This is a genomic window from Micromonospora sp. NPDC003241, from assembly GCF_053589795.1.
Genome location: NZ_JBSFSO010000015.1, coordinates 39,662 through 63,059, shown reverse-complemented (window position 1 = coordinate 63,059; position 23,398 = coordinate 39,662). Strand labels below are relative to the sequence as shown.

At 72.1% G+C, this 23,398-nt stretch carries 25 protein-coding genes; 15 read left to right on the top strand and 10 right to left on the bottom strand.

Annotated features, from left to right (window positions below):
- The first annotated feature begins 196 nt into the window (after nucleotides 1-196).
- On the top strand, nucleotides 197-1,186 hold the full coding sequence (locus ACWDVW_RS14905) for a sigma-70 family RNA polymerase sigma factor (RefSeq protein WP_449948679.1): 990 nt from the start codon (nucleotides 197-199) through the stop codon (nucleotides 1,184-1,186).
- Nucleotides 1,187-1,259: 73 nt separating this feature from the next.
- On the opposite strand, the gene ACWDVW_RS14900 is transcribed toward ACWDVW_RS14905, so the two are convergent.
- Nucleotides 1,260-2,231 (bottom strand): NlpC/P60 family protein, encoded by a 972-nt coding sequence (locus ACWDVW_RS14900; RefSeq protein ID WP_449948523.1) that lies wholly within the window; start codon nucleotides 2,229-2,231, stop codon nucleotides 1,260-1,262.
- A gap of 455 nt (nucleotides 2,232-2,686) precedes the next feature.
- Between ACWDVW_RS14900 and ACWDVW_RS14895 the strand changes: the two genes are divergently transcribed.
- Nucleotides 2,687-3,211, top strand: coding sequence for a DUF6232 family protein (locus ACWDVW_RS14895; protein ID WP_449948521.1), 525 nt, complete (start codon nucleotides 2,687-2,689; stop codon nucleotides 3,209-3,211).
- A 16-nt stretch (nucleotides 3,212-3,227) separates the two neighbouring features.
- Here the strand turns inward: ACWDVW_RS14895 and ACWDVW_RS14890 are convergent, their stop codons facing one another.
- Together ACWDVW_RS14890 and ACWDVW_RS14885 are read right to left on the bottom strand one after the other, a co-directional pair.
- Complete coding sequence (locus ACWDVW_RS14890; RefSeq protein WP_350692320.1) at nucleotides 3,228-3,566, bottom strand: DUF3817 domain-containing protein; 339 nt, start codon at nucleotides 3,564-3,566, stop codon at nucleotides 3,228-3,230.
- A gap of 26 nt (nucleotides 3,567-3,592) precedes the next feature.
- Nucleotides 3,593-4,060: a hypothetical protein gene (locus ACWDVW_RS14885; RefSeq protein ID WP_449948518.1), complete on the bottom strand. Its 468-nt coding sequence runs from the start codon at nucleotides 4,058-4,060 to the stop codon at nucleotides 3,593-3,595.
- A gap of 125 nt (nucleotides 4,061-4,185) precedes the next feature.
- Here ACWDVW_RS14885 and ACWDVW_RS14880 point away from each other — a divergent pair, with 125 nt between their 5' ends.
- The 3 genes from ACWDVW_RS14880 (at nucleotide 4,186) to ACWDVW_RS14870 (ending at nucleotide 5,464) form a co-directional block, all read left to right on the top strand.
- Nucleotides 4,186-4,509: a DUF6158 family protein gene (locus tag ACWDVW_RS14880; RefSeq protein ID WP_449948515.1), complete on the top strand. Its 324-nt coding sequence runs from the start codon at nucleotides 4,186-4,188 to the stop codon at nucleotides 4,507-4,509.
- A complete protein-coding gene (locus tag ACWDVW_RS14875; RefSeq protein WP_449948511.1) occupies nucleotides 4,509-4,832 on the top strand; it encodes a hypothetical protein in 324 nt (107 codons plus the stop codon). Before ACWDVW_RS14880 ends, ACWDVW_RS14875 begins: the two co-directional genes overlap by 1 nt.
- A 101-nt stretch (nucleotides 4,833-4,933) precedes the next feature.
- Entirely contained in the window at nucleotides 4,934-5,464 is a 531-nt protein-coding gene (locus tag ACWDVW_RS14870; RefSeq protein ID WP_350692312.1) for a DUF1360 domain-containing protein, read from the top strand.
- A 68-nt stretch (nucleotides 5,465-5,532) separates the two neighbouring features.
- Here the strand turns inward: ACWDVW_RS14870 and ACWDVW_RS14865 are convergent, their stop codons facing one another.
- From ACWDVW_RS14865 to ACWDVW_RS14855, 3 genes are all read right to left on the bottom strand, one after another.
- A complete protein-coding gene (locus ACWDVW_RS14865; protein ID WP_396691025.1) occupies nucleotides 5,533-5,730 on the bottom strand; it encodes a hypothetical protein in 198 nt (65 codons plus the stop codon).
- Between the two features lie 47 nt (nucleotides 5,731-5,777).
- Nucleotides 5,778-6,041: a hypothetical protein gene (locus ACWDVW_RS14860; protein WP_449948676.1), complete on the bottom strand. Its 264-nt coding sequence runs from the start codon at nucleotides 6,039-6,041 to the stop codon at nucleotides 5,778-5,780.
- Nucleotides 6,042-6,273: 232 nt separating this feature from the next.
- Nucleotides 6,274-7,380, bottom strand: a complete 1,107-nt coding sequence (locus tag ACWDVW_RS14855) for a 3-deoxy-7-phosphoheptulonate synthase (RefSeq protein WP_449948508.1) — start codon at nucleotides 7,378-7,380, stop codon at nucleotides 6,274-6,276.
- A 299-nt stretch (nucleotides 7,381-7,679) separates the two neighbouring features.
- Here ACWDVW_RS14855 and ACWDVW_RS14850 point away from each other — a divergent pair, with 299 nt between their 5' ends.
- The 9 genes from ACWDVW_RS14850 to ACWDVW_RS14810 all read left to right on the top strand — a co-directional run bounded on the left by ACWDVW_RS14850 (nucleotide 7,680) and on the right by ACWDVW_RS14810 (nucleotide 16,886).
- A complete protein-coding gene (locus tag ACWDVW_RS14850) occupies nucleotides 7,680-8,834 on the top strand; it encodes an alkaline phosphatase PhoX (protein WP_449948505.1) in 1,155 nt (384 codons plus the stop codon).
- 98 nt (nucleotides 8,835-8,932) lie between these two features.
- Nucleotides 8,933-9,148 carry a hypothetical protein gene (locus ACWDVW_RS14845; protein WP_396690870.1) on the top strand — a complete coding sequence of 72 codons (216 nt, stop codon included), beginning with the start codon at nucleotides 8,933-8,935 and terminating at the stop codon, nucleotides 9,146-9,148.
- An 84-nt stretch (nucleotides 9,149-9,232) separates the two neighbouring features.
- On the top strand, nucleotides 9,233-10,525 hold the full coding sequence (locus ACWDVW_RS14840) for a M16 family metallopeptidase (protein WP_449948502.1): 1,293 nt from the start codon (nucleotides 9,233-9,235) through the stop codon (nucleotides 10,523-10,525).
- Nucleotides 10,522-11,868 (top strand): M16 family metallopeptidase, encoded by a 1,347-nt coding sequence (locus tag ACWDVW_RS14835; protein WP_396751762.1) that lies wholly within the window; start codon nucleotides 10,522-10,524, stop codon nucleotides 11,866-11,868. Before ACWDVW_RS14840 ends, ACWDVW_RS14835 begins: the two co-directional genes overlap by 4 nt.
- A gap of 73 nt (nucleotides 11,869-11,941) precedes the next feature.
- A complete protein-coding gene (locus ACWDVW_RS14830; RefSeq protein ID WP_449948499.1) occupies nucleotides 11,942-12,964 on the top strand; it encodes an aspartate-semialdehyde dehydrogenase in 1,023 nt (340 codons plus the stop codon).
- 62 nt (nucleotides 12,965-13,026) lie between these two features.
- A complete protein-coding gene (locus ACWDVW_RS14825) occupies nucleotides 13,027-13,443 on the top strand; it encodes a CBS domain-containing protein (protein WP_449948496.1) in 417 nt (138 codons plus the stop codon).
- A gap of 212 nt (nucleotides 13,444-13,655) precedes the next feature.
- Nucleotides 13,656-14,024 (top strand): SCP2 sterol-binding domain-containing protein, encoded by a 369-nt coding sequence (locus tag ACWDVW_RS14820; RefSeq protein ID WP_396751769.1) that lies wholly within the window; start codon nucleotides 13,656-13,658, stop codon nucleotides 14,022-14,024.
- Nucleotides 14,024-16,084, top strand: a complete 2,061-nt coding sequence (locus tag ACWDVW_RS14815; RefSeq protein ID WP_449948492.1) for an amylo-alpha-1,6-glucosidase — start codon at nucleotides 14,024-14,026, stop codon at nucleotides 16,082-16,084. The genes ACWDVW_RS14820 and ACWDVW_RS14815 overlap by 1 nt, the downstream gene beginning before the upstream one ends.
- Before the next feature lie 55 nt (nucleotides 16,085-16,139).
- A complete protein-coding gene (locus tag ACWDVW_RS14810; RefSeq protein WP_449948489.1) occupies nucleotides 16,140-16,886 on the top strand; it encodes a lysophospholipid acyltransferase family protein in 747 nt (248 codons plus the stop codon).
- A 61-nt stretch (nucleotides 16,887-16,947) separates the two neighbouring features.
- On the opposite strand, the gene ACWDVW_RS14805 is transcribed toward ACWDVW_RS14810, so the two are convergent.
- The 4 genes from ACWDVW_RS14805 to ACWDVW_RS14790 all read right to left on the bottom strand — a co-directional run bounded on the left by ACWDVW_RS14805 (nucleotide 16,948) and on the right by ACWDVW_RS14790 (nucleotide 20,776).
- Nucleotides 16,948-17,652, bottom strand: coding sequence for a hypothetical protein (locus tag ACWDVW_RS14805; protein ID WP_449948486.1), 705 nt, complete (start codon nucleotides 17,650-17,652; stop codon nucleotides 16,948-16,950).
- A 79-nt stretch (nucleotides 17,653-17,731) separates the two neighbouring features.
- Complete coding sequence (locus tag ACWDVW_RS14800; RefSeq protein ID WP_449948483.1) at nucleotides 17,732-18,445, bottom strand: response regulator transcription factor; 714 nt, start codon at nucleotides 18,443-18,445, stop codon at nucleotides 17,732-17,734.
- Entirely contained in the window at nucleotides 18,418-19,608 is a 1,191-nt protein-coding gene (locus ACWDVW_RS14795) for a hypothetical protein (RefSeq protein WP_449948481.1), read from the bottom strand. Before ACWDVW_RS14795 ends, ACWDVW_RS14800 begins: the two co-directional genes overlap by 28 nt.
- Complete coding sequence (locus ACWDVW_RS14790) at nucleotides 19,598-20,776, bottom strand: sensor histidine kinase (protein WP_449948479.1); 1,179 nt, start codon at nucleotides 20,774-20,776, stop codon at nucleotides 19,598-19,600. Before ACWDVW_RS14790 ends, ACWDVW_RS14795 begins: the two co-directional genes overlap by 11 nt.
- Before the next feature lie 320 nt (nucleotides 20,777-21,096).
- Between ACWDVW_RS14790 and ACWDVW_RS14785 the strand changes: the two genes are divergently transcribed.
- A complete protein-coding gene (locus ACWDVW_RS14785) occupies nucleotides 21,097-22,647 on the top strand; it encodes a PQQ-dependent sugar dehydrogenase (protein WP_449948476.1) in 1,551 nt (516 codons plus the stop codon).
- Nucleotides 22,648-23,398 lie beyond the last annotated feature (751 nt).

Below are 23,398 nucleotides of genomic sequence, written 5' to 3'. Positions count from 1 at the left end.
GACCTCACGAGGTGCCTGCCGACCCCAGTCAGGCAGGGTGCTGACAGCAAACGTAGACCGTGCTCTCAGCGGATTATCAGGCATTCGTGACACTTTCGACCCACGACATGGAATCCCTGACACGTCTCATCTGTTGTGTAGATGCCGGCTCCGGTGGGCACAGCGGAAGTTGCGGGGAGGGCCGATGGGCGTGGGGATGGCAAGGAACCGGGCAACCGGCGCGAGCGAGGGGACCGTGGGCAACGTGGACAAGAACATCGGAATGCGCACCGACGAGGTCGCCGAGGAGCGCGACCTGGTCGGAGTCTACCTGCACGAGATCTCCCGGACGCCACTGCTGGACGCCGCCAAGGAGGTCGATCTCTCCAAGGCGATCGAGGCCGGCCTCTATGCCGAGCACCTGCTCGGTGAGGACCGGATTCCCGACGGTGCCACCCGGGACGACCTGGGCCGGTTGGTCGCCGAGGGCGAGCGGGCCAAGGACCTGTTCATCCGGGCCAACCTCCGGCTCGTCGTGTCGATCGCCCGCCGTTACGTTCGCTCCGGGATGCCCATGCTGGACCTGATCCAGGAGGGCAACACCGGTCTGGTCCGGGCGGTCGAGAAGTTCGACTACGAGCGCGGCTACAAGTTCTCCACCTACGCGACCTGGTGGATCCGCCAGGCGATCAGCCGGGCCATCGCCCAGCAGGAGCGCACCGTGCGGCTGCCGGTGCACCTGGTGGAGGACGTCAACCGGATGCGCAACGTGGCTCGCCAGCTCACCCGCGAGCTGGGCGGCGACCCGGAGCCGGAGCAGATCGCCGCGGCGCTCGGCGTGACCGTCGAGCGGGTCAACGAGCTGGTCCGTTGGTCGCAGGACACCGTGTCGCTGGACACGCCGGTCGGCGACGACGGCGACACCAACCTGGGTGACCTGGTCGCCGACAGCGACGCGCCGTCGCCGGAGGAGATCGTGCTCACCGGGCTGGAGCGGCAGCGGATCGAGGGGTTGCTCAACCACCTCGACGACCGTTCGGCCGGGATCATGCGGGCCCGCTACGGGCTGGAGGACGGTCGGGAGCACTCGCTCACCGAGGTGGCCTCGCGGTTCTCGCTCTCCCGGGAGCGGATCCGGCAGTTGGAGATCCAGGCGCTCGGGCGCCTGCGCGAGCTGGCTCGCGCGGAGGGCCTACAGGCCGCCTGAGCTGGTAAGAATGACGGCGAACGGCCGGCGTCCGATAGGGGGACGCCGGCCGTTCGCCGTCTGCGGGTACGACTCAGCGCACCCGTCCGTAGCCGTACGGGGGCATCAGGTCGACGGCGCGCTTCTCCACGTTCCGACCGAACGTGGGGGCGTGGATCACCTGACCGTCGCCCACGTAGATCGCCACGTGCCCGAGACTGCGATAGAAGACCAGGTCACCGGGGCGTAGCTCGCCACGGCTGATCTGCGCCACCTTGCCCCACTGCATCCGGGTGTTGTGCGGCAGCGACTTGCCCGCCGCCCGCCAGGCGGCCGAGGTCAACCCGGAGCAGTCGTAGCCGTTCGGCCCGTCCTGCCCCCAGGCGTACGGCTTGCCGAGCGCGCCGTAGGCGAACCGGACGGCCACACCGGCCTGCCCGGAGACCGAGGGCGCGTTGTTGGCGCTGCCGGAGTTGTTGGTCGGGCGTTCGGTCGCCCGGCCGTACGCCTGCCGGCGCATCTCGTACAGCTTGGCCAGGTCCCGCTCGATCCGCCGTTTCGCGGCGGCCAACTCCCGGGACTGGGCGGCCTGCCGGCTGAGCGTGACGTCCAGCCGGGTCTTCTCGTCGAGCAGCCGCTGCTGGTCGGCGGTGTAGCTGGCCACCGTCGCCTGGCGTTGCCGGGTCAGGTGGTCCAGCGTGCCGAGCCGGTCGAGCATGGACGTCGAGTCGTCGGCGCGTAGCAGGGCCTCGGCGGCGCCGAGGTTGCCGGTCTTGTACGCGGTGACGGCCAGTTGGCCGACGTCCGACCGGCTCTGTTCGGCCTGCTGCTCCAGCGGGCCGATCCGCTCCTGCAGCCGGTCGACGGCGGCCCGGTTGTCCTTGATCTTCTCGCGCAGCTCGTTGTGTGACTCCACCACGTCCTGCAACTCGGCGGAGGACTTGTCGATCCGCCGGGTCAACTCGGCGGTCGACGGTTCGGCCCGGGCCACCGTGGCGGGCGCGACCAGCGCCAGCGAACAGGCGGCCACGGCCAAGGCGCGCAGCGTGTTCGTCAGGGACGACAAGAGCTCGATGCTCCTCTCCCAGGGCCGGCGCGGGCCTGCTGACGCTCCGCGACGGCACCGGACCGGTGCCGTCCGGCTGGACGGCGGTCGACCGGGCCGACCTGCCCAAGGTAGTACGGGAACAGAGTTACCGGCAGGGATTGTCGGGACATGTGAGGAGCATGTGGCGAATCTGATTCACCCTAAGAGGGTATGTAGGCTTATCTGGGCAGATGCCGTACTGGTCGCTCTCGGCATATGACGTCGGATGCCTCGGCGCTATAACGGATAAGACGGACTTGGACGGCTCTTTCCGGCGGCGGTCGACCGTGGAAGCGGCGTGACCACCGGAAACAGGCCGGTGCGGCTGGCGCGCCCGGCAGACAATGGGCGCACAGCCGGGATTCCCGTCAGCCGGCGTCGTGGGTGTCGGTGGACCGGCCCGGCGACGCCCGGTGGTGGGGGGAGGAGGGGCCGTGAATCCTGACGGTGCGACGACACGACCACCACGCTCCGCGCCCGGTGGCCGGAGCCGACGGCTGCTCTACGCCCGACCCGGGATCATCGTCACCGCCGACCGGTTCACCGTCGGGCGCAGCACCTGGCGGGTCGCCGAGCTGACCCACCTGCACACCACGCGGGGGAACCAGGACCCGGTGGCGGCCCGGGCCGTGCTGGTCTCCACCGTCGTCATCGGCGGCATCGGTCTGATGCTCGGCTTCACCGGCGGGTTGCACCGGCTCACCGCCGAGGCGTACCTGCTGCTCGGGGCGGTGTTCCTGGTGCCGGTGCTGCTCGCGGCGGCCGGGGACCGCTGGCGGCCGCCGCCGTACGAGCTGTGGGGGCGGCGCGGCGAGGTCGAGGAACTGCTGTTCAGCAGCGACGACGAGCAGCAGTTCGGCCAGGTGAGCCGGGCGTTGCGCCGAGCCCGGGAAATGCACAGCTACGGCGGGTGGGAGGACCCGTTGGCGAGCGCCGACCCGTGGCGGCCGCGCCGCTGAGGGCCCTGCCGCGCGGCTAGCCGGCCACCGGCTCCGGCGTCTGCTGCTCCCGCACCCGCTGCTCGGCCAGGTACAGGGCGCTCACCCGGCGCTCGGCCCAGAAGGAGACGAAGGGCACGGTGCCCGCCAGCATCACCAGGACCATCCGCTTGAGCGGCCAGTCGACCCGCCGGGACAGGTCGAACGCGGCGACCAGATAGAGCATGTAGAGGAAGCCGTGCGCCTGGCCGACGGTCTCCACCAGGATCGGGTTGTCGAAGCCGTACTTCAGCGGCATGCCGATCACGACAAGCAGGATCAGCACCACGCCGACGACCCAGGCGATCACGCGGTAGCGGGTGAGAGCAGCGCGCACGTCTCGTCAGTCCTTCCGGCCCGGGCTCAGCCGGGGTAGTCACCGGGCTTGGCGCCCGGATTGGCGTTCAACCATGACAGGTAGCGGTTGTAGGCGGCCAGGTCCGCGTCGTCGGGAACCTCGTCGACGGCGGTGACGCGGGCCACCCGTACCGGCCGGCGGATCCCGGGTCGCGGCCGGTTCGCCTCCGGCGTACCGGCGGACGCTCCGGCCTCGTCGGTGCCGCGCGTCTGCTCGGTCGAGGCGTCCGGCGCCGTCGTCGTGTCGCCGGCCTCGGCGGTCTGGTCTTCCCGCAGCGTGTGGCGCACCTCGCGCCACCACACGAAGACCACGAAGCCCGCGAAGATCGGCCACTCCACGGCGTAGCCCCAACTGATGGCGTTGCCCGCGGCGGCCCGGCTGACCTGCCACCAGCCGAGGCCGAGGAAGGTGGTGACCAGCACGACCAGGGCCACGTGGCGGGCGATCCACGCCGGGGTCCAGAGCCGCTTCATGGCAACGAGGGTACCGGGACCGGCTGCGCTCTCCGACGCGGTGTCGTAGTGGCGGCCCTGGTTTGGCCGCACCCCGCGTGGGCAACCGTACAGACGCCAGCCCAGCACGGACGAGGGGGCGCGAGATGACCGCATCAGGACGATCGGACGGGTTTCCCACCGGAGGCACCGAGGTGAGCCCCGAGCAGCGGATCCCCGAGTGGGGCGAGGACCGGACGACGACCGGCCCGCTGGACGGGGACCTGCCCGGCGTCGACCCGGCCGAGCTGAGCGAGGACGACCTGATCCGCGAGGTGCAGAGCCTGCACCGCACCCGCCTGGACACGTTGCGCCACGCCACCGACTCGGCGTTGGCCAACCACCTGCGGCGTACCGCCGAACTCGAGACCGAGTACCTCGCCCGGCACCCCGGGCGGGAGGTCGACCCGAGCCGGCTGCGGGACGCGTGATGGCGTACGCGGAACGCGGTGTGTCCGCACCCCCCGAGGTCGTCTTCAACACCGCGACCGACCCGGACCGGGTCGCCGCCTGGCTGCCCGAACCCCTGCTCACCGGCGACTCGTCCGACCAGGGCGACGGTGACCGGATGCGGGCCCGCTGGGCCGGCCACGGCACCGACTGGTGGGCCGAGCTGCGGGTGGAGCCGGTCGACGCCGGTGGTGCCCGGGTCCGTCTGGACATCTCCGGCGGCGGTGCCGAGACCGACCGGCTCGCCGACGAGGCCCTCACCAAGCTGGCTCGCGAGGTGGACGACAACCTCCAGGCCGGCTGACCCGGCCGGACAGCGTACGACCGAGCCGCCCGGAGTCCGGGCGGCGATCTGGGCCGTCCCGGCCGGGACGGCACACCCCCGCTTGAGACGAAGGAGGCCGGGTGAGCGAGCTGAAGCAGAAGGTGGCGCGGTTGCGTCAGGCGTACGCCCCGCACGAGCACCGCCCGTTGGGCGGGTACCTGGCGGCGATGGGCACCTACGCTGCGGTGACCGGTGCCATCGCCGGGCTGGTCAAGGCGACCGGCCGCCCGGTGCCGGAACGGCCCGCCACGTCCGACGTGGTGCTCCTGGCCATCGCCACCCACAAGCTCAGCCGGCTGTTGTCCAAGGACGCGGTGACCAGTCCGCTGCGGGCGCCGTTCACGCAGTACGACCGGCCGATCGGCAGCGGCGAGGTGATGGAGCAGGTACGCGACTCGGGCAGCTCCACCCGGCACGCCATCGGCGAGCTGCTGAGCTGCCCGTTCTGCCTGGCGGTCTGGGTGGCCACCGGGTTCACCGGTGCGCTGGTGCTCACGCCGAGGCTGACCCGACTGGTGGCCACCGCCCTGACCGCGGTGACCGCGTCCGACTTCCTCCAGATGGCGTACGCGATGGCGCAGCGAGGGGCCGAGGGCGACCACCGGGAGTGACGTCAGGCCCGGAGTCCTCCGGCGGCGGGTGCCGCCCGGGGACACCGGGCCTGTTGGTGTGCCGTGCGTCAGCGCTGCATGCCGGACCAGCCGCGCGGCGACTCGGGTTCCCGTTCGTCCTCGTCGGCGCCGGTGATGATGTCCCGGTCCACGGCCGTGCGGTCGTGTTCGTTGGCGAAGTCCGGCTCGGGAAGGGTGTCGGTGCCCTCCGGGGGTTGGCCGAGCGCGGGCATCCGGTCGTCCTGGTCTTCCTCGGGCTGCGACATCACGTTCCTCTTCTCGTCGCCGGCGCCGGCCGGGTCGGCGCCGGACGTCACCCCGCCGTACCACCCAGCAGGTCGGACACCTCGTCGACCGCGTACTCGCCCTGGGGCAGCGCGTTGAGCCGGGAGAGCAACTGCGCCGGCAGTTCCGCGGCGACGGCCCGCCGGTAGATGTCCACCTGACTGATCCGCTCCTGACCGTGGTAGAGGTCGTCGAGCAGGTCGTCGAGCGGCCGGGTGTCCACCTCCTCCGTCTCCACCTCGTCCGGTACGGCGGCAGCCGTGCCGGGCAGGTCGGTGACGGCCGGGTCGATGCCCGCGGTGTCGACCACGGGCACGTCGGCCAGGATGGCGTCGGGTAGCCGCGCCTCGGTCGTCGGTGCCGTGGGCGCCACGGGCGCCCCGGTCACGGGTACGTCATCGGTCACGCCCGCCACCTACCCCCACCCCACCCGGCCAAACTCCCACCGCACCTGCGGCGATCATGAGGTCGGCGGCGTTCTCGCTGGTCGCGCCGCCCGCCGACCTCTGATCGACGGAAGCAGGTCAGGCGGGGGTGGGCAGGGTCCGCGAGTGGTGGGCGCGGCGGGTACGCACGGCGGTGGCCAGCGCGTCGAGCACCTCGCCGGTGGTGTCCCAGCCGATGCAGGCGTCGGTCACCGACTGCCCGTAGGTCAGCTCGCGGGTCGGGTCCAGGTCCTGGCGGCCGGGCTCCAGGAAGCTCTCCAGCATGATCCCGACGATGCCCTGCTGACCGGTTGCGATCTGCGCGGCTACGTCGGCGGCCACGGAGGGCTGGTTGCGGTGGTCCTTGCCGCTGTTGGCGTGGCTGGCGTCGACCACCAGCCGCTCCGGCAGGCCGGCGGCCCGCAGCAGCTCCAGCGCACCAGCCACCGACTCGGCGTCGTAGTTGGGCCGACCGCCACCACCGCGCAGCACCAGGTGGCCGTCCGCGTTACCCCGGGTGTGCATGATCGCCGGGGTGCCGGAGACGTCGATGCCGGGGAAGACGTGCGGTACGCCGGCCGCCCGAATCGCGTCCACCGCGGTGGAGATGCTGCCGTCGGGGCGGTTCTTCATGCCGATCGGCATGGACAGGCCGGAGGCGAGCTGGCGGTGTACCTGGCTCTCCACCGTGCGCGCCCCGATGGCGCCCCACGCCACCGTGTCGGCGATGTACTGCGGGGTGATCGGGTCGAGGAACTCGCAGCCCACCGGCAGCCCGAGGCGCAGCACGTCGAGCAGCAGCGCCCGGGCCAGCCGCAGGCCGGTGTTGACGTCGCCGGAACCGTCCAGCCCCGGGTCGTTGATCAGGCCCTTCCAGCCCACCGTGGAACGCGGCTTCTCGAAGTAGACCCGCATCACCACCAGCAGGTCGTCGGAGACCCGCTCGGCCGCCTCGCGCAGCCGGTGCGCGTAGTCCAGGGCGGCGGCGGGGTCGTGCACCGAGCACGGCCCGACCACCACCAGCAGGCGGTCGTCGGCACGGTCGAGGACCTGCCCGACCGCGCGTCGCCCGGTCAGCACGGCCGAGGTGAGGCCGGCGTCCAGGGGCAACTCGTGCAGCAGCAGGGCCGGGGTGGTCAGCGGCACGACGCGGTCGATCCGCTGGTCGATGACCCGGTGGTTCTCCGGGGTCGTCACGGTGGGCATCCTTTCGCCGACCGCACCCGGGGCCGGTGCCCGGGTCGAGCCGGCTGCTCGTACGCGAAAGGGCAGGAACGAAAGCTCCTGCCCGGCCGGCTCGAATTCGGTGACGTCAGATCATGGTGAGGTCACCGGCCGAGCCGGCTGCCTAAACCATCGATACGACCGCGTCACGGCGGTAAGAGTACCTGACGGTGCGCGGATGCTCACCTTCTCGTCGCCGAAGCCTCGCCTCAGGTTCACCCCCGTCAATGGAACGCTCGGTAGTTTCGGCGCGACCGACAGACGTCTCCCGGGGAGTTCCGATGGATCGTCGTACCGTTCTGCGTACCGCTGTCGCCGGTGGCGCCGCCGCCTTCTCCGGCGGTCTCTGGGCCGGCGCCGCCGTCGCCGCCCCTGCTCAACCCGGCGTCGGCCCGTACGGGCCGCTGCGCACCGCCGACGCCAACGGCATCATGCTGCCGACCGGATTCACCAGCCGGGTGATCGCCCGGTCCCGCCAGGCAGTGCCCGGCACGTCATACGTCTGGCACGACGCACCCGACGGCGGCGCCTGTTTCGCCGCCGGCACCGGCTGGATCTACGTCTCGAACTCTGAGATCACGCCCGGCGGCGGTGCCTCGGCGGTCCGGTTCCACGCCGACGGGAGCGTCGCGTCGGCGTACCGACTGCTCTCCGGCACCAACCAGAACTGCGCCGGGGGCGCCACCGGGTGGGGCACCTGGCTCTCCTGCGAGGAGGTCAGCCGGGGGTACGTCTACGAGACGTACCCGCAGGGCGGCACCACGGCGGTGCGTCGGGCGGCGATGGGCCGCTTCAAGCACGAGGCCGCCGCCTGCGACCCGGACCGGCGGGTGATCTATCTGACCGAGGACGAGACCGACGGCTGCTTCTACCGCTTCCGGCCGACGACCTGGGGTGACCTCTCCGCCGGCACGCTTGAGGCGCTGGTCGCCGGCAGCGGCACCAGCGGCCCGGTCACCTGGGCCCGGGTGCCCGACCCGGCGGCGTCGAGCACGCTCACCCGTCGCCAGGTCTCCGGCGCCAAGAGCTTCAACGGCGGCGAGGGCTGCTGGTACGCCGACGGCACCTGTTGGTTCACCACCAAGGGCGACAACCGGGTCTGGGCGTACGACGCGGTGCGGCAGCGGATCGACCTGGCGTACGACGACTCGCTGGTCTCCGGGACCGCGCCGCTGACCGGGGTGGACAACATCACCGGTGCCCGGTCGGGCGATCTCTACGTCGCCGAGGACGGCGGCACCATGGAGATCTGCGTGATCACCCCGGACGAGGTGGTCGCGCCGTTCCTGCGGATCACCGGGCAGTCCTCCTCGGAGATCTGCGGGCCGGCCTTCTCACCCGACGGCACCCGGTTCTATTTCTCCTCGCAGCGCGGCACCTCCGGTTCCTCCTCCGGCGGCATCACCTACGAGGTCCGTGGCCCGTTCCGCACCTGACGTGTAAGGAGGGGTCCCCTGCTATCGCCTCGTGCATAGCAGGGGACCCCTCCTTACATCCACGCGTGCGCGGGATGGGGTGGGGGTAAGGAAGCGGCATGACTGACGCGCAGAGTGACCAGGAGCGAATCGAGTCGCGGGCCCACCTGCTGCCGGAGGAGGCGGCGGTCGGCAGCGACGACCCCCAGGCCCAGGCCGACGCGATCCTGACCGAGTCGGACCTCCGCGAGGCCGACCGCAACGCCGCACCGGACACGGTCCTGGAACGGCGTACCTCGGAGCAGACGGTGACCCCGATCGAGCCGCCGGACTGACCGCGCCGGGGCGCGGCCGCCCGCGACACGGGCGTGCCGCGTCCCATCCCCGCCGGAGCGCGGAGATCGGATAGCGTCGGGGCCATGCCCGACAGCGGTTATCCCTGGCCCATCTCGACGACCCGACTGGACAACGGCCTGCGCGTGGTGGTCAGCGAGGACCGCACCGCACCGGCGGTCGCGGTCAACCTCTGGTACGACGTCGGTTCGCGACACGAGCCGGCCGGTCAGACCGGTTTCGCACACCTCTTCGAGCACCTGATGTTCGAGGGCTCGGTGAACGTCGCGAAGACCGAGCACATGAAGCTGGTGCAGGGCGCGGGCGGCTCGCTCAACGCCACCACCAACCCGGACCGCACGAACTACTTCGAGACGGTCCCGGCCGAGCACCTCGAACTGGCGCTGTGGCTGGAAGCCGACCGGATGGGCGGCCTGGTGCCGGCGCTGACCCAGGAGACGCTGGACAACCAGCGGGACGTGGTCAAGAACGAGCGCCGCCAGCGCTACGAGAACGTGCCGTACGGCGACGCCTGGCTGCGGCTGCTGCCGCTGCTCTATCCGCCGGGCCATCCCTACCACCACGCCACGATCGGCTCGATGGCCGACCTGAACGCCGCCGACCTGGCCACCTTCCAGGCGTTCCACCTGACCTACTACGCACCGAACAACGCGGTGCTGACCGTGGTCGGTGACACGACCGTCGACGAGGTCACCGCGCTGGCCGAGAAGTACTTCGGCGTCATCCCGCCCCGGCCGGAGATCCCGTCCGCACCGGACGGGATGGTCGTGGCACGCAGCGGCGAGCCGGTGGCGGAGACGGTGGTCGCGGACGTTCCGGCGCCCCGGGTGTACGTGGCCCACCGCACGCACCCCTTCGGCACGCCCGGCTACGACGTGGTGACGGTGCTCGCCACCGTGCTCGGCAGCGGCCGGGGCAGCCGCCTCTACCAACGGCTCGCCGACGGTGAGCGGATCGCCCAGCCGGATCTGGTCGGGGCGTACGGGGTGGACCTGGCGCACGCGCCGGCACCCTTGATCGCCACCGCCACCGCCCGCCCCGGCGTGGACGCCGAGCGGCTGGCCGCCGGGCTGGCCGAGGTGATCGACGAACTGGCCACCGTGCCGGTCACCGCCGCCGAACTGGACCGCGCCAAGGCGCTGCTGACCACCGCGTGGTGGCGGCAGATGTCCACGGTGGACGGACGGGCCGACGCGTTGGGCCGGTACGCCACCCAGTTCGGTGACCCCCACGTGCTCGCCGACCGGCTCCCGGGCTGGCTCGCGGTGACCGCCGAGCAGATCGCCGAGGTCGCCGCCGACGTACTCGCCCCCGCCGACCGGGCGACTCTCACTTACGTTCCGGAGGACAAGCCATGACGTTGATCGCCGATCGTCCGGGACCGGGTGCGGCCCGTCCGTACCGGTTCCCGCAGGTGGTGCGTCGGAGCGTGGCAGGCGGTCAGGTCGTCGCCGCGCACCTGCCCGGGCAGAACCTGGCCGTCGCGCTGCTGCTGCTCGACGCGGGCGCGGGCCGGGAGCCGGTCGGCAAGGAGGGGCTGGGCGGGGTACTGGCCAAGGCGCTGGAGGAGGGCACCAGCCAGCGGGACGCCACCGCGTACGCGTTGGCCATCGAGGCGCTCGGCACCGAGTTGGTGACCGGGCTGGACTGGGACACCTTCCAGGCCAGTGTGCAGGTGCCGGTGGACCGGCTGGGCGCGGCCGTGGAACTGCTCGCCGAGGCGGTGCGTACGCCGAGGCTGGACCCGGACGACGTACGGCGGGTCCGTGACGACGAGGCGACCGCGTTGCGGATGGACTGGGCGAACCCGGGTCCACGGGCCGACGCGGTGCTGCGTGCCGACCTGTTCGGTGCGGACAGCCGGTGGGGCCGCCCGATGTACGGCGATCCGGATTCGGTGGCCGGGCTGGACGTGGAGGACGTCACGGTCTTCCACTCGGAGTGGTTCATCCGCCCCGGGACCCTGGTCGTCGCCGGTGACCTGGACCGGCTCGACCTGGACGCGCTGGCCGCGACGGCGTTCGCCGGCACCGGTGGCGGACCGGTGGACCGGGGCGCGCCGATCGAGGTGCCGCTGCGCGAAGGCCGCCGGGTGATCCTGGTCGACCGGCCCGGTTCGGTGCAGTCCACGCTGCGGCTCGGGCATCCGGCGCCGCACCGGGCCCACCCGGACCACGTGCCGATCGCGCTGGCCGGCACGGTGCTCGGTGGCGCCTTCACGTCCCGGCTGAACCACCTGATCCGCGAGGTACGCGGTTACACGTACGGCATCCGGGGCGACTTCGCCTCGTCGCGCCGGTTCGGCCGGTTCGGGGTCAGCTCCGGCGTGCAGACCGCCGTCACCGCGCCGGCTCTGGTGGACGCGGTCGGGGAGGTCGCGCGTACCCAGGCCGGCGGAGTGACCGAGGAGGAGCTGGCGGTGGCCCGCTCCTGGCGGGCCGGGCAGCTCTCGGTCGAGTTGCAGAGCCCCCGGGCGATCGCCGGTGCGCTCACCACGCTGGTGGTGCACGACCTGCCGGACGACTACCACGCCCGGCTGCGCGAGTCGCTGCTCGCCGCCGACGTGGCGGAGGTCTCGGCGGCGGCGGCCGCCCACCTGTTCCCGGAGTCGCTGACCCTCGTCGTGGAGGGCGACGCGGCGGTGATCCGGGACGAGATCGTGGCGGCCGGGCTGGGTGAGGTGATCGACGCCACGCGGTGATCAGGCGGTCGGAGGGTCCGGGCGGTGGGAAAGCGTTCCCGCCGCCACCGGCCCGCTGGGTAGCCTCGCGGGCATGAGGATCGGCATTGTGGGCGCGACCGGCCAGGTCGGCGGCGTCATGCGGCAGGTGTTGGCGGATCGGGAGTTCCCGGCGGAGCAGGTGCGGTTGTTCGCCTCCGCGCGGTCGGCGGGGCGGACGCTGCCGTGGCGCGGCGAGGAGGTCACGGTCGAGGACGCGACCACCGCCGACTACTCGGGGCTGGACATCGTGCTCTTCTCGGCGGGTAAGAGCACCGCCAAGGAGCTGGCACCCCGGGTCGCCGCCGCCGGGGCCGTGGTCATCGACAACTCGTCGGCGTTCCGGATGGACCCGGAGGTGCCGCTGGTGGTGGCCGAGGTCAACCCGCACGCCGCCGCGAACCGCCCCAAGGGCATCATCGCCAACCCGAACTGCACCACGATGGCCGCGATGCCGGTGCTGCGCCCGCTGCACGCCGAGGCGGAGCTGGTCAGCCTGGTCGTCTCGACGTACCAGGCGGTGTCCGGCGCCGGGCTGTCCGGCGTGGCCGAGCTGGACGAGCAGGTCCGCAAGGTGGTCGAGACCGCCTCCGGTCTGACCTTCGACGGCGCGGCGGTGGAGTTCCCGGCCCCGCGCTCGTTCGCCCGGCCGATCGCGTTCAACGTGCTGCCGCTGGCCGGCTCGATCGTCGACGACGGCTCCGCCGAGACCGACGAGGAGCAGAAGCTGCGCAACGAGAGCCGCAAGATCCTGGAGATCCCCGAGCTGAAGGTCTCCGGCACCTGCGTCCGGGTGCCGGTGTTCACCGGGCACTCGCTCCAGATCAACGCGCGGTTCGCCCGGCCGATCAGCCCGCGGCGGGCCCACGAACTGCTCGCCGACGCCCCGGGCGTGGCGCTCTCCGACGTGCCGACCCCGCTGCAGGCGGCCGGGCAGGACCCGACGTACGTGGGCCGGATCCGGGCCGACGAGACGGTCCCGCACGGGCTGGCCCTGTTCTGCGCGAACGACAACCTGCGCAAGGGTGCCGCGCTCAACGCCGTGCAGCTCGCCGAACTGGTCGCCGCCGAGCGCTGAGCGTTACTGCCTGCGGTCGTGGGGTAGACACCGGGTTGCCCCACGACCGAGAGGGAGGCGCCATGACAACGGTCGGAGACTTCATGACGACCCGGTTGGTGACCATGGACGGCGACGCCACGCTCGCCGCGGCGGCGCAGGAGATGCGTGACTCCGCCATCGGGGACGTGGTGGTGTGCGACGGCGACAACGTGGTCGGCATCGTGACGGACCGGGACATCACGGTTCGGGGTGTCGCGGAGGACATGGACCCGAACACCACCCGACTCGACCAGATCACCTCGAAGGACGTGATCACGGTCAGTCAGTACGACGACGCCGTGGCCGCCGCCGACCTGATGCGGACGTACGCCGTACGGCGGCTGCCGGTGATCGAGGACGGCCGGCTGATCGGTCTGGTCTCCATGGGTGACCTGGCCGTGGAGCGGGAGCCGCAGTCGGTGCTGGCCGACATCAGCGCCGACGACCCGAACAACTGACCTCCGCCGCGCGACGCCGGCTCCCGTCCCGGGGGCCGGCGTCGACGCTGTTCACCCGCCTTCCCGCAAGCTGCGCCCGCCCACCGCGCCCGGCTCGCCCGCCCGGCTCGCCCGCCCACCTCGCCCGCTCGGCTCACCCGATCCGGGCGAGGTTGACGCCGCCGAGCGTGGGGACCCGCCTGTCGGAGCACAGCGACCGGGAGGAGTGCGGGATGTCGGACGCGACCACACGGTTCTTCGAGGACCTCGACCACCGGGGGTACGAGCCCCTGCTGGCGAAGTCGTCGGGCGCCCTGCGCTTCGATCTGCACGAGGGACCCCGGACCAGCCACTGGCTGCTGCGCATCGACCGGGGGAACATGACGGTCTCCCGGGAGGACCTGGCGGCCGACACCGTGGTCGGGACCAGCCCGGAGCTGTTCGAGGACCTGGTGACCGGCCGGGAGAACGGGCTGGCGGCGCTGCTGCGCGGGGACATCACGGTGTCCGGTGACGCGCGTCTGGTGATCCAGGTGGATCGGCTCTTTCCCGGGCCGCCGCAGGCGCAGGGGCCGCGTCGGTACCGGAAGGGGGTCCGCTGATGGCTCCCGGCCACACCGTACGGATCCTCGACGGCAGCACCTTCGTGGTCTGTGAGGCGACCGGCGACATCGAGGCGACACCGACCGAGCCGACCGGGTTGTTCTCCTTCGACACCCGCTATCTGTCCAAGTGGGTGCTCACGGTCAACGGTGAGCGGCTGAACTCGCTCTCCTACGACGACCTCCAGTACTTCGAGTCGCGCTTCTTCCTGGTGCCCGGCCTGGCCACGCACTACGTGGACGCGAAGCTGTCGATCATCCGCGAGCGGGCCGTCGGGGGCAGCTTCCGGGAGAACATCACCATCCTCAACCACGACGAGAAGGCCGTGGACCTCCAGGTGCGGATGGACGCGGCGTGCGACTTCGCCGACCTGTTCGAGGTCAAGGACGAGATCCTGAACAAGAAGGGCGAGACGTACGCCGAGGTGGAGTCGGACCGGCTGCGTATCGGCTACCGGCGCGGCAACTTCCGGCGGGAGACCGTCATCTCCTCCTCCGAGCCGACCCGGTACGACCGCAACGGCTTCTCGTACACGATCCATCTGGAGCCGAACGAGCAGTGGCACACCACCATCGACGTGCAGACGCTGGCGCTCGGCCCGGACCACCGGGACCTGCGGATCGGTTTGCAGGTGCACGGCACCGAGCGGCTCGCCCTCCAGCACGACCTGGAGGAGTGGATCGCCAAGGCGCCGAAGGTGAACAGCGAGCACGGCCGGGTCGCGGCGACGTACCAACGGTGCATCGTCGACCTGGCCGCGCTGCGGTTCGCGCCGCTCTCGCTCGGCGGACAGACGCTGCCGGCCGCCGGTCTGCCCTGGTTCATGACCATGTTCGGCCGGGACAGCATCCTGACCTGTCTGCAGACGCTGCCGTTCACGCCCGAGCTGAGCGCGACCACGCTGCGGATCCTCGGCGCCCTCCAGGGCACCCGGTGTGACGACTTCCGGGAGGAGGACCCGGGCCGGATCCTGCACGAGATGCGGTACGGCGAGAGCGCCGCGTTCGAGGAGCAGCCGCACTCGCCGTACTACGGCTCGGTGGACGCCACGCCGCTGTTCGTGGTGCTGCTCGACGAGTACGAGCGGTGGAGCGGGGACGCGGCGCTGGTCAAGGAGTTGGAGCAGGAGTGCCGCCGGGCGTTCCGGTGGATGGACGAGTACGCCGACCTGGTCGGTAACGGCTACATCTGGTACGAGCGCCGCAACACCGACACCGGCCTGGAGAACCAGTGCTGGAAGGACTCCTGGGACTCCATCTCGTACGCCGACGGCAGTCTGCCGCCGTTTCCCCGGGCCACCTGTGAGGTGCAGGGGTACGCGTACGACGCGAAGATGCGCGGTGCCCGGCTGGCCCGCGAGTTCTGGGACGATCCGGGGTTCGCCGACCAGTTGGAGCGGGAGGCGGCGGCGCTCAAGGAGCGGTTCAACCGGGACTGGTGGGTCGACGACGGCGGCTACTACGCGTTGGCGCTGGACCCGGACGGTCGGCAGTGCGACGTGCTCACCTCGAACATCGGTCACCTGCTGTGGAGCGGGATCGTCGACGAGGACCGGGCCGAGCAGGTCGCCCACCACCTGGTCGGGCCGCGACTCTTCTCCGGCTGGGGGGTACGCACGCTGGCCGAGGGCGAGGTGCGGTACAACCCGATCGGCTACCACAACGGCACGGTCTGGCCGTTCGACACCTCGTTCTGCGCGTGGGGCCTGCGCCGGTACGGCTTCGCCGAGGAGGCGGCCGTCATCGCCAACGGCATCCTGGACGCCGCCCGCTACTTCGACGGGCGACTGCCCGAGGCGTTCGGCGGCTACCAGCGGGAGCAGACGAAGTTCCCGGTGGAGTACCCGACGGCATGCAGCCCGCAGGCGTGGTCGACGGGCGCCCCGCTGTTGCTGCTGCGCACCATGTTGGGGCTGGAGCCGCACGAGGGTCACCTGGCGGTCGAGCCACGGTTGCCGGTGGGCATGGGCCGGATCGAGGTGCTGGACATCCCGGGCCGCTGGGGTCGGGTGGACGCCTTCGCCCGAGGCCGGCTGGACCTGCACAAACTCGCCGATTGACGGGGCTGCGCCACTGTCCTACCGATGCGTAACCTACCAACGGTAAAGTTGCCGGATGCCGGAACTCGTGTACCCACCCGTGATCGCCGCCTGCAAGACGATGTTCCGCGTACTCGACCTGAAGCTGGCCGTGGAGGGGGCGCACCACGTGCCCCGCACGGGTGGCGTGGTGCTGGCCAGCAACCACGTCAGCTACCTGGACTTCATCTTCTGCGGGTTGGGGGCGCTGGAGTCCCGGCGACTGGTCCGGTTCATGGCCAAGGACGCGGTGTTCCGGCACCGGGTGTCCGGCCCGCTGATGCGCGGGATGCGACACATCCCGGTGGACCGGCAGGCGGGTGCCGAGTCGTACGCCGCCGCCGTGCGCGCGTTGCGGGCCGGCGAGGCGGTCGGCGTCTTCCCGGAGGCCACCGTGAGCCGGTCGCTGACCGTGAAGGAGCTCAAGAGCGGGACCGCCCGGATGGCCCGCGACGCCGACGTGCCGGTGCTACCGGTGGCGCTCTGGGGCAGCCAGCGCCTCTGGACCAAGGGCCGACCGCGCACGCTGACCCGCCGGCACACCCCGATCACCATCGAAGTCGGCGAGCCGATGCTGCCCGGCGCGTACCCGGACACCGCGGCGATGACCGCCGACCTGGCGGCCCGGCTCACCACGATGGTGGACCGGGCCCAGCGCGAGTACCCGGACCGGCCCGCCGGACCGGAGGACCGCTGGTGGCTGCCGGCCCACCTCGGCGGCACCGCGCCGACCCCGGAGCAGGCCGACGCCATCGACGCCGAACGGGGTGCCCGGAACCCCTGACCCGCGCGGCGCGGATCAGACCGGCGCGGATCTGGCTGTGCGGATCAGGTCGGCGGGCGGGTCACCGTAGCCCGGAGGCCGCGTCGTACGGCATCGGGTCGGCGTGCCGGGGCCGGTAGTAGTCGTCCCGGGAGTGGAACTCGACGGGCAGGGAACCGGGCAGCACCACCCGTGCCGGGCCGGCCAGCAGCGTACTGCGGGCGACCCGGGCGAGTGCGTCCCGCTCCGGCGGCGACAGGTCCACCAGCTCCGGCCGGGTGAGCCGGAACACCGCCACCGCGCGGCGGATCTGCCGGGCCAACTCGCCCACCTCGGCGCGCTGCCCGATCAGGCCGAGCGCCGGCTGCCGGATGGTCCGCAACGCGTCGCAGACCACCAGCAGCCGCATCGCGTCGTCGTCGGTGCCCGGCAACCACTCCAACCGGGACGGCCACTGCCAGCGGATCTGCCCGCTGACCAGCCCCGGGGTCCGGCCGCCCGGGCCGGAACGGGAGCCGACCAGGGACAGGTGCGAGCGCGTACCGACGTAGACCATCCGGAAGTCGGTGACGGTGAGCGTGACCGGGGCGGGCAGCGTCCACGTCCGGGAGGCGTCCGACGGGCCCAGCAGGTAACCCGCCACGTTCAGCCGGTGGCGGCCGAGCACCTGCTCGCCGGGCTCCGGCACCAGCTCGTGCCGCCGGTCCAGGACCGGGCCGGCGTCGTCGTCGTGCACCGCGTCGAAGCGATGCGGGGCGATGAAGAACGGGGACGCATCATCGTGCATCGGGACGGAACCTCCGGTGCGGGCGGTGGCATCTGATCACGAGCCTCGCCCAATCCGACACACCCTGTCATGACGCCCGTTAGGGGGTCGGCCAATCGGTCGACGCATGCGACCGATAGATGCCTATTTCCTCTGGTCGGACTAGTCCGTCCTCGATCGCCCGGGCGAGCAGTGCCGCCTTGGTGGCCGCCGGCCGTCCGGCCCGGGTGTACTTGATCCGCGCCCGGTCGACGTACTGCTTGACGGTGTGTTCGCTGATCCGCATCCGGCGGGCCACCGACGCCTTGGACATCGACTGGAACCACAGCAACAGCGCCTCGCGCTCCTTGTCGGAGAGGACCGGTCGGTCCGGTCGGGGGTCACCGACCATCGCACCTGCCAACGACGGGGCGACGTACGGGCGGTCGCTCGCCGCGTCCAGCACCGTCGCCACGCAGTGCTCCCGCCCCTCGTGCTTGGCGAGGAACGCCACCGCCCCGGCGTCCAGCGCGGCGAGCATGGTGCGCGGGTCGGAGTGTTCGGAATAGACCACCACCCGCCGGCCGGCGGCACAGAGCTCGGCGAGCTTGTCCAGCACCAGCCGACCGTGCAGGCGCAGGTCCAGCAGGACCACGTCGGCGTCGGGCGCGGCGCGCAACACCTGGTCGGGGTCGTCGCCGGTGGCGAGTACGGTCAGTCGCGGCTCGGTGGACAGCCAGGCGCGGACCCCGTCGATGACCACCGGATGATCGTCCACGATGGCCACTCCGACGGGGCGTTGTGGCGTCAACGACGCCACCGCGTCTGCGTCCATCTGATCTCCCCGTCCCGTTCGTGTACCTGCTCGACCTGCGCGTCGCTCTCCTCCGGCGGCGGCCCGGTGGTCTCCGGGCCGCCCCGGTCCGGTGTGACCAGGCTGACCACCACCTCGTCGGGACCGGCGACGACTGTCATCCGGGCCCACTGGTGTGCCTCGGCGAGGACGGCGATGAGCGGATCGGCCAGGCTCCGGCGGACCTGCACCGGCAACGGTGGCGGTGCACCAATTGTGACCAGGTCGATGGGCAGCCCGTTACGCTCCGCCAGGTCGGCGGCGGCACGGAGTTCGTGGAACAGCGGGTGTGGCACGTCGTCGGACTCGGCGATCAACCGGCGCAACTGGCCGGCGGCCCGTACGCAGCGGCGCTGCACCTCCGGGTCGGCCGGGTCGGCCCGGCCCTGCGCCAGCTCGGTCAGCACCTCGCTGGCCGCCGCACCGGCCAGCGCCAGCCGCTCCCGTCGCTCGCGCCGGGCGTGCTCGGCGGCCTCCCGCTCGGCCACCATCGCGTTCGTGGTCGCGACCGTGGCGGCCCGCTCGCGGGAGAGCAGCGACAGGGCCACCGCGCCGACGAAGACCGCCGCTGGCAGCGAGGAGGTGCCGTACAGGGCCATCGTGGAGCGGGCCAGGTCCGCCGCGCCGGTCGCGCCGTACAGCGCGACGGCGGACATCGCGATCGCCGCGTGCGCCACCAGCAGGGCGAGCAGCCAGCGCACCCGCTGCCCCCAGAGCACCACCAGGAAGAACCAGGCGAGCGTGCCCCAGACCCAGTTGGCGGGACTGAACAACTGCGCCCGGCCGGCCGCCGCGAAGACCACCACGTCGACCGCCAGCAGCAGCCCGGCCGTCGGCGCCGCCGGCAGCGGGCGGTCGTGCAGCAGGCGTACGCCGGCGACCACCCCGACCGCCGTCACCAGCAGCCAGCCGCCGAGCACCACCTGTGGCACCGCCAGCTCGGACCAGGCGGAGAGCACCGCCGGCAGCCCGATCACCAGGTGCCAGACCAGCGCGATGGTCACCGCGACGACCCGGGCTCCCCGGTCGGAGATGCGCGCCACCGCAGCCGCCGCCCGGCCGGCGTCGACACCGTCGACCACCCCGGTGGTACGCGCCGCCGGCCGTACCACCGCCCCGGGTGCCGTCCCCGCCTCAGCCGACATCCGACCACTCCAACCGGATCCGGGTGCCTTGACCGGGGGCGGAGTCCACCTCGGACCGCCCGCCGATCGCGGCCATCCGGCCGTGGATCGACTCGCGTAGCCCGTACCGGTGCGCCGGGACGGTGGCCGGGTCGAAGCCGGGACCGTCGTCGACCACCTCGACCGCGACCGTGCCGGTGATGCGCCGCAGCCGCACGGTGGTGGCGGCGCCGGGCGCGTGCCGGAGCACGTTGGTCAGCGCGGCGTGGGTGCTCTCCGCGAGCGCCTCGGCGACCGGCACCGGTGCCGGGCACGGCGGCAGGTCGGCGTTGACCGGCAGGCCGGGCAGCCGGGCGAAGACCGCCCGCAACCGTTCGTCCACCCGGGCCGTGCCGCCCACCGGCACCGACCGGGCGTCGGCGAGGGCGGCGAGGGTACGCAGGTCGCTGTCGCACCGCTCGCGCAGCGCCGGAGACGGACCGGGCACCGCGCCCTGTCCCACCATGGTCAACGTCGCCAGGACGGTGTCGTGCAGGTCGCGGTTCTGCTGCCGTTCCGACTCCCGGGCGGTACGCGCGAGGAGCGCCTCCCGGGTGGCCTTCTGACTCGTCACGAACTCGGCGTCGGCGCGGGCCATCCGGCGACGCATCACCGCGGTCATCATCGCCGTGCAGGCGACCTGTGCCAGCAGTGTCGCGGCGTGGGCGCCGGCCTCGACGGGGTCCCCGGTCGCGTACGCGCCGATCGCGTAGCTCGCGGTGACCAGCAGGCCGGCGGCGATCGACCAGCGTGCCGGGGCGGTCGCTTGGGCGTTGATGACCGTGGTGCTGGCCAGGACCGCGATCCAGCTCGCCTCGCCGGGCAGCACCTCCGGCGCGACCAGGACCGGCATCGCCAGGCACGCGGCGGTGGTCAGGGCGACGTCCCCGGTGACCACGGCGGGACCGATGCCGTGCCGGAAGGCGCGCAGCGAATACCAGCCGGCCCAGGCGGTCAGCACCGCCACGGCCGGGATCAACAACTCCACCCGGACCGGAGGGGTACGGACGGAGAGCGCCACCACCGCGACGAAAAGGCCGCAGGAGAGTCGTAGCAACGCCGGTAACCGGGTGAAGATCAGCGTGAACGCACCGGTGGCCGGGCGCTCCGCCGAAGCGGTTGGCGCGATCGAAGCGGTGTGGGCCGACATCGGGGGAGGGCGTCCTTTGCGACAATCGACCCGATCCGGGTCCGCGCTGCGGAGATCGACGCCGGAGAATAGCATGTGACGGCGACCTCGGTGACCGAGCGTGTCGAGACTGTCGCCGCCGCGTGGGCGGCCCGTCACCTCGACCGGCGAGCCGCAGTCCGGATCGCCTGACTCCCTACCGTAGTCGGGCGACGGCCCGTGGCAGAAATGCGAATGATTCCCGCGTTTTCTTCCTCCGCCGCATTCTGCATGGCGCGATTCGCGCGTGTCGAGAATTCGCGCATGTTACATTGATAAACATCTCTATTTCGGGAGGTGGCATGAAAATCCGACTCACGGTCGGGGCCGTACTCACCGCCGGGCTGGTCGCCGGTGCCGTCGGTGTCGGTGGTCTCGCCGGCGCGGTACCCGCCGTCGAACGCCCGTCCGCCGTCACCGCCGGAGCCCCCGGGCTGCTCGCCGTCGGCGACTTCGACTTCACCCGTCCGGAAACGGTCGCCACCGGGCTCCAGGTGCCGTGGGGCATGGACTTCCTGCCCGACGGCAGCGCCCTGGTCGCCCAACGTCCCACCGGCCAGGTGGTCCGCGTCCGTCCCGGCCAGCAGCCCGTACCCGTCGTCACGATCTCCGGGGTGACCGCGACCAGCGAGGGTGGTCTGCTCGGCCTCGCCGTCTCGCCGACCTACGCACAGGACGGCTGGATCTACGTCTACTTCACCACCGCGACCGACAACCGCATCTCTCGGTTCCGACTCACCGCCGTGCAGGACCAGCAACCGATCCTCACCGGACTGACCCGCGCGTCGATCCACAACGGAGGCCGGATCGCCTTCGGGCCGGACGGCATGCTCTATGTCGGAGTGGGTGACGCCGGACAGACCGCCACGGCCCAGAACCCGCAGAGTCGCAACGGCAAGATCCTGCGTATCCGACCGGACGGCACCGTCCCGCCGGACAACCCGACGGCCGGCTCGCCCGTCTACAGCCTCGGCCACCGCCACGTACAGGGTCTTGCCTGGGACGCCCAAGGCCGACTATATGCCAGCGAGTTCGGTCAGAACACCTGGGACGAGCTCAACCTGATCGTCGCGGGCGGCAACTACGGCTGGCCCACGGTCGAGGGCCGGGCCAACGACCCCCGGTTCCGTGACCCCCTGCTCGTCTGGACCCCGGCCGAGGCGTCACCGAGCGGCGTCACCATCGCCGGGAACCGGCTCTTCGTGGCGGGCCTGCGCGGCACCCGGCTGTGGAACGTGCCGCTGAACGGCTCCGGCGGCGTCGGCACCCCCACCGCCGAACTGCTCGGCGCCTACGGACGCCTGCGCACCGTCGAGTACGGCCCCGACGGCTGGCTCTGGGTCACCACCAGCAACCGCGATGGCCGGGGCACCCCAGCGTCCACCGACGACCGGGTGCTGCGCTTCCCGCCCCGCGACGGCACCACGCCGCCCCCCACCACGCCGCCCCCCACCACGCCCCCGCCGACGACGCCTCCGCCGACGACGCCGCCGCCCACCACGCCGCCTCCGACGACGCCTCCGCCCACGACCGGCCCGGCCGCCTGCACGGTGAGTTGGACGGCCAACCAGTGGAGCAACGGCTTCACCGCCGACGTACGCGTCACCAACCGTGGGTCGGCCCTGAGCAGTTGGACGCTGACCTGGTCGTTCCCCGGTAACCAGCAGGTCACCAACGCCTGGAACGCCCAGGTGACCCAGTCCGGTCGGACCGTGACCGCGCGCAACGTGTCCTGGAACGGCAGCCTGCCGACCAACGGCACGGCCACCTTCGGCCTCCAGGCGACCTACTCCGGCACCAACGACCGCCCCGGCGACTTCCGCCTCAACAACACGTCCTGCCAGATCGGCTGATTCCCACCGCCAGCACGTCCCGCAGGCTCGGCTGATCCCCGCCCGCGTCCCCGGGCGACCGGCGCCCCGGCGCCACCCCGGGCAGCTCACCCGTCCACGGTGGGCTGCCCGGGACCGTTCGCGTTGCCCGGGACCGTTCGCGTTGCCCGGGACCGTTCGTGCTGCCCGGGACCGTTCGCGCTGCCGGGGGACCGTCCGACGGTGTGCACCGTGTCCGCAGTCCGCTCACCCCACGCGGCACATCATGATCCGCGCAACTTCATGGATACTGCTGCCTCAGGCCCCCTCGGAGACAGCAATATCGCTGAAGTTGCGCGGATCATGCCCCGTCTAGGCGCAAGCGCACCGCCCCCACGCCGACGCCCGCATTGATCAAGAAGTTTTGGTCTCGGAGGGGCAGGTCTGAGGGCGCAAACTCCTTGATCAACTCCGTAGCCCAGCCCGCAGGGGTGCGTCGCCCCGCCCGGGGCCGCTCTGTGGGAAGTGCCGCCCTGACTGGGACGGGCCGTGGGGAAAGCGCCGGATCGTCTGCCCGTGTCGCAGCTTCGTCCGGCCTGGCCCGGTCCGGCCCTGCGCCTGCTCGGCCCAGCGTCCGCACCTGCCAGCTCGGCACCTGCTGGCAACCCTGCGCCTGACCGGCCTGCGCCTGTTCGGCCCTGCGCCTGTTCGGCCCTGCGCCTGTTCGGCCCTGCGCCTGTTCGGCCCTGCGCCTGTTCGGCCCTGCGCCTGTTCGGCCCTGCGCCTGTTCGGC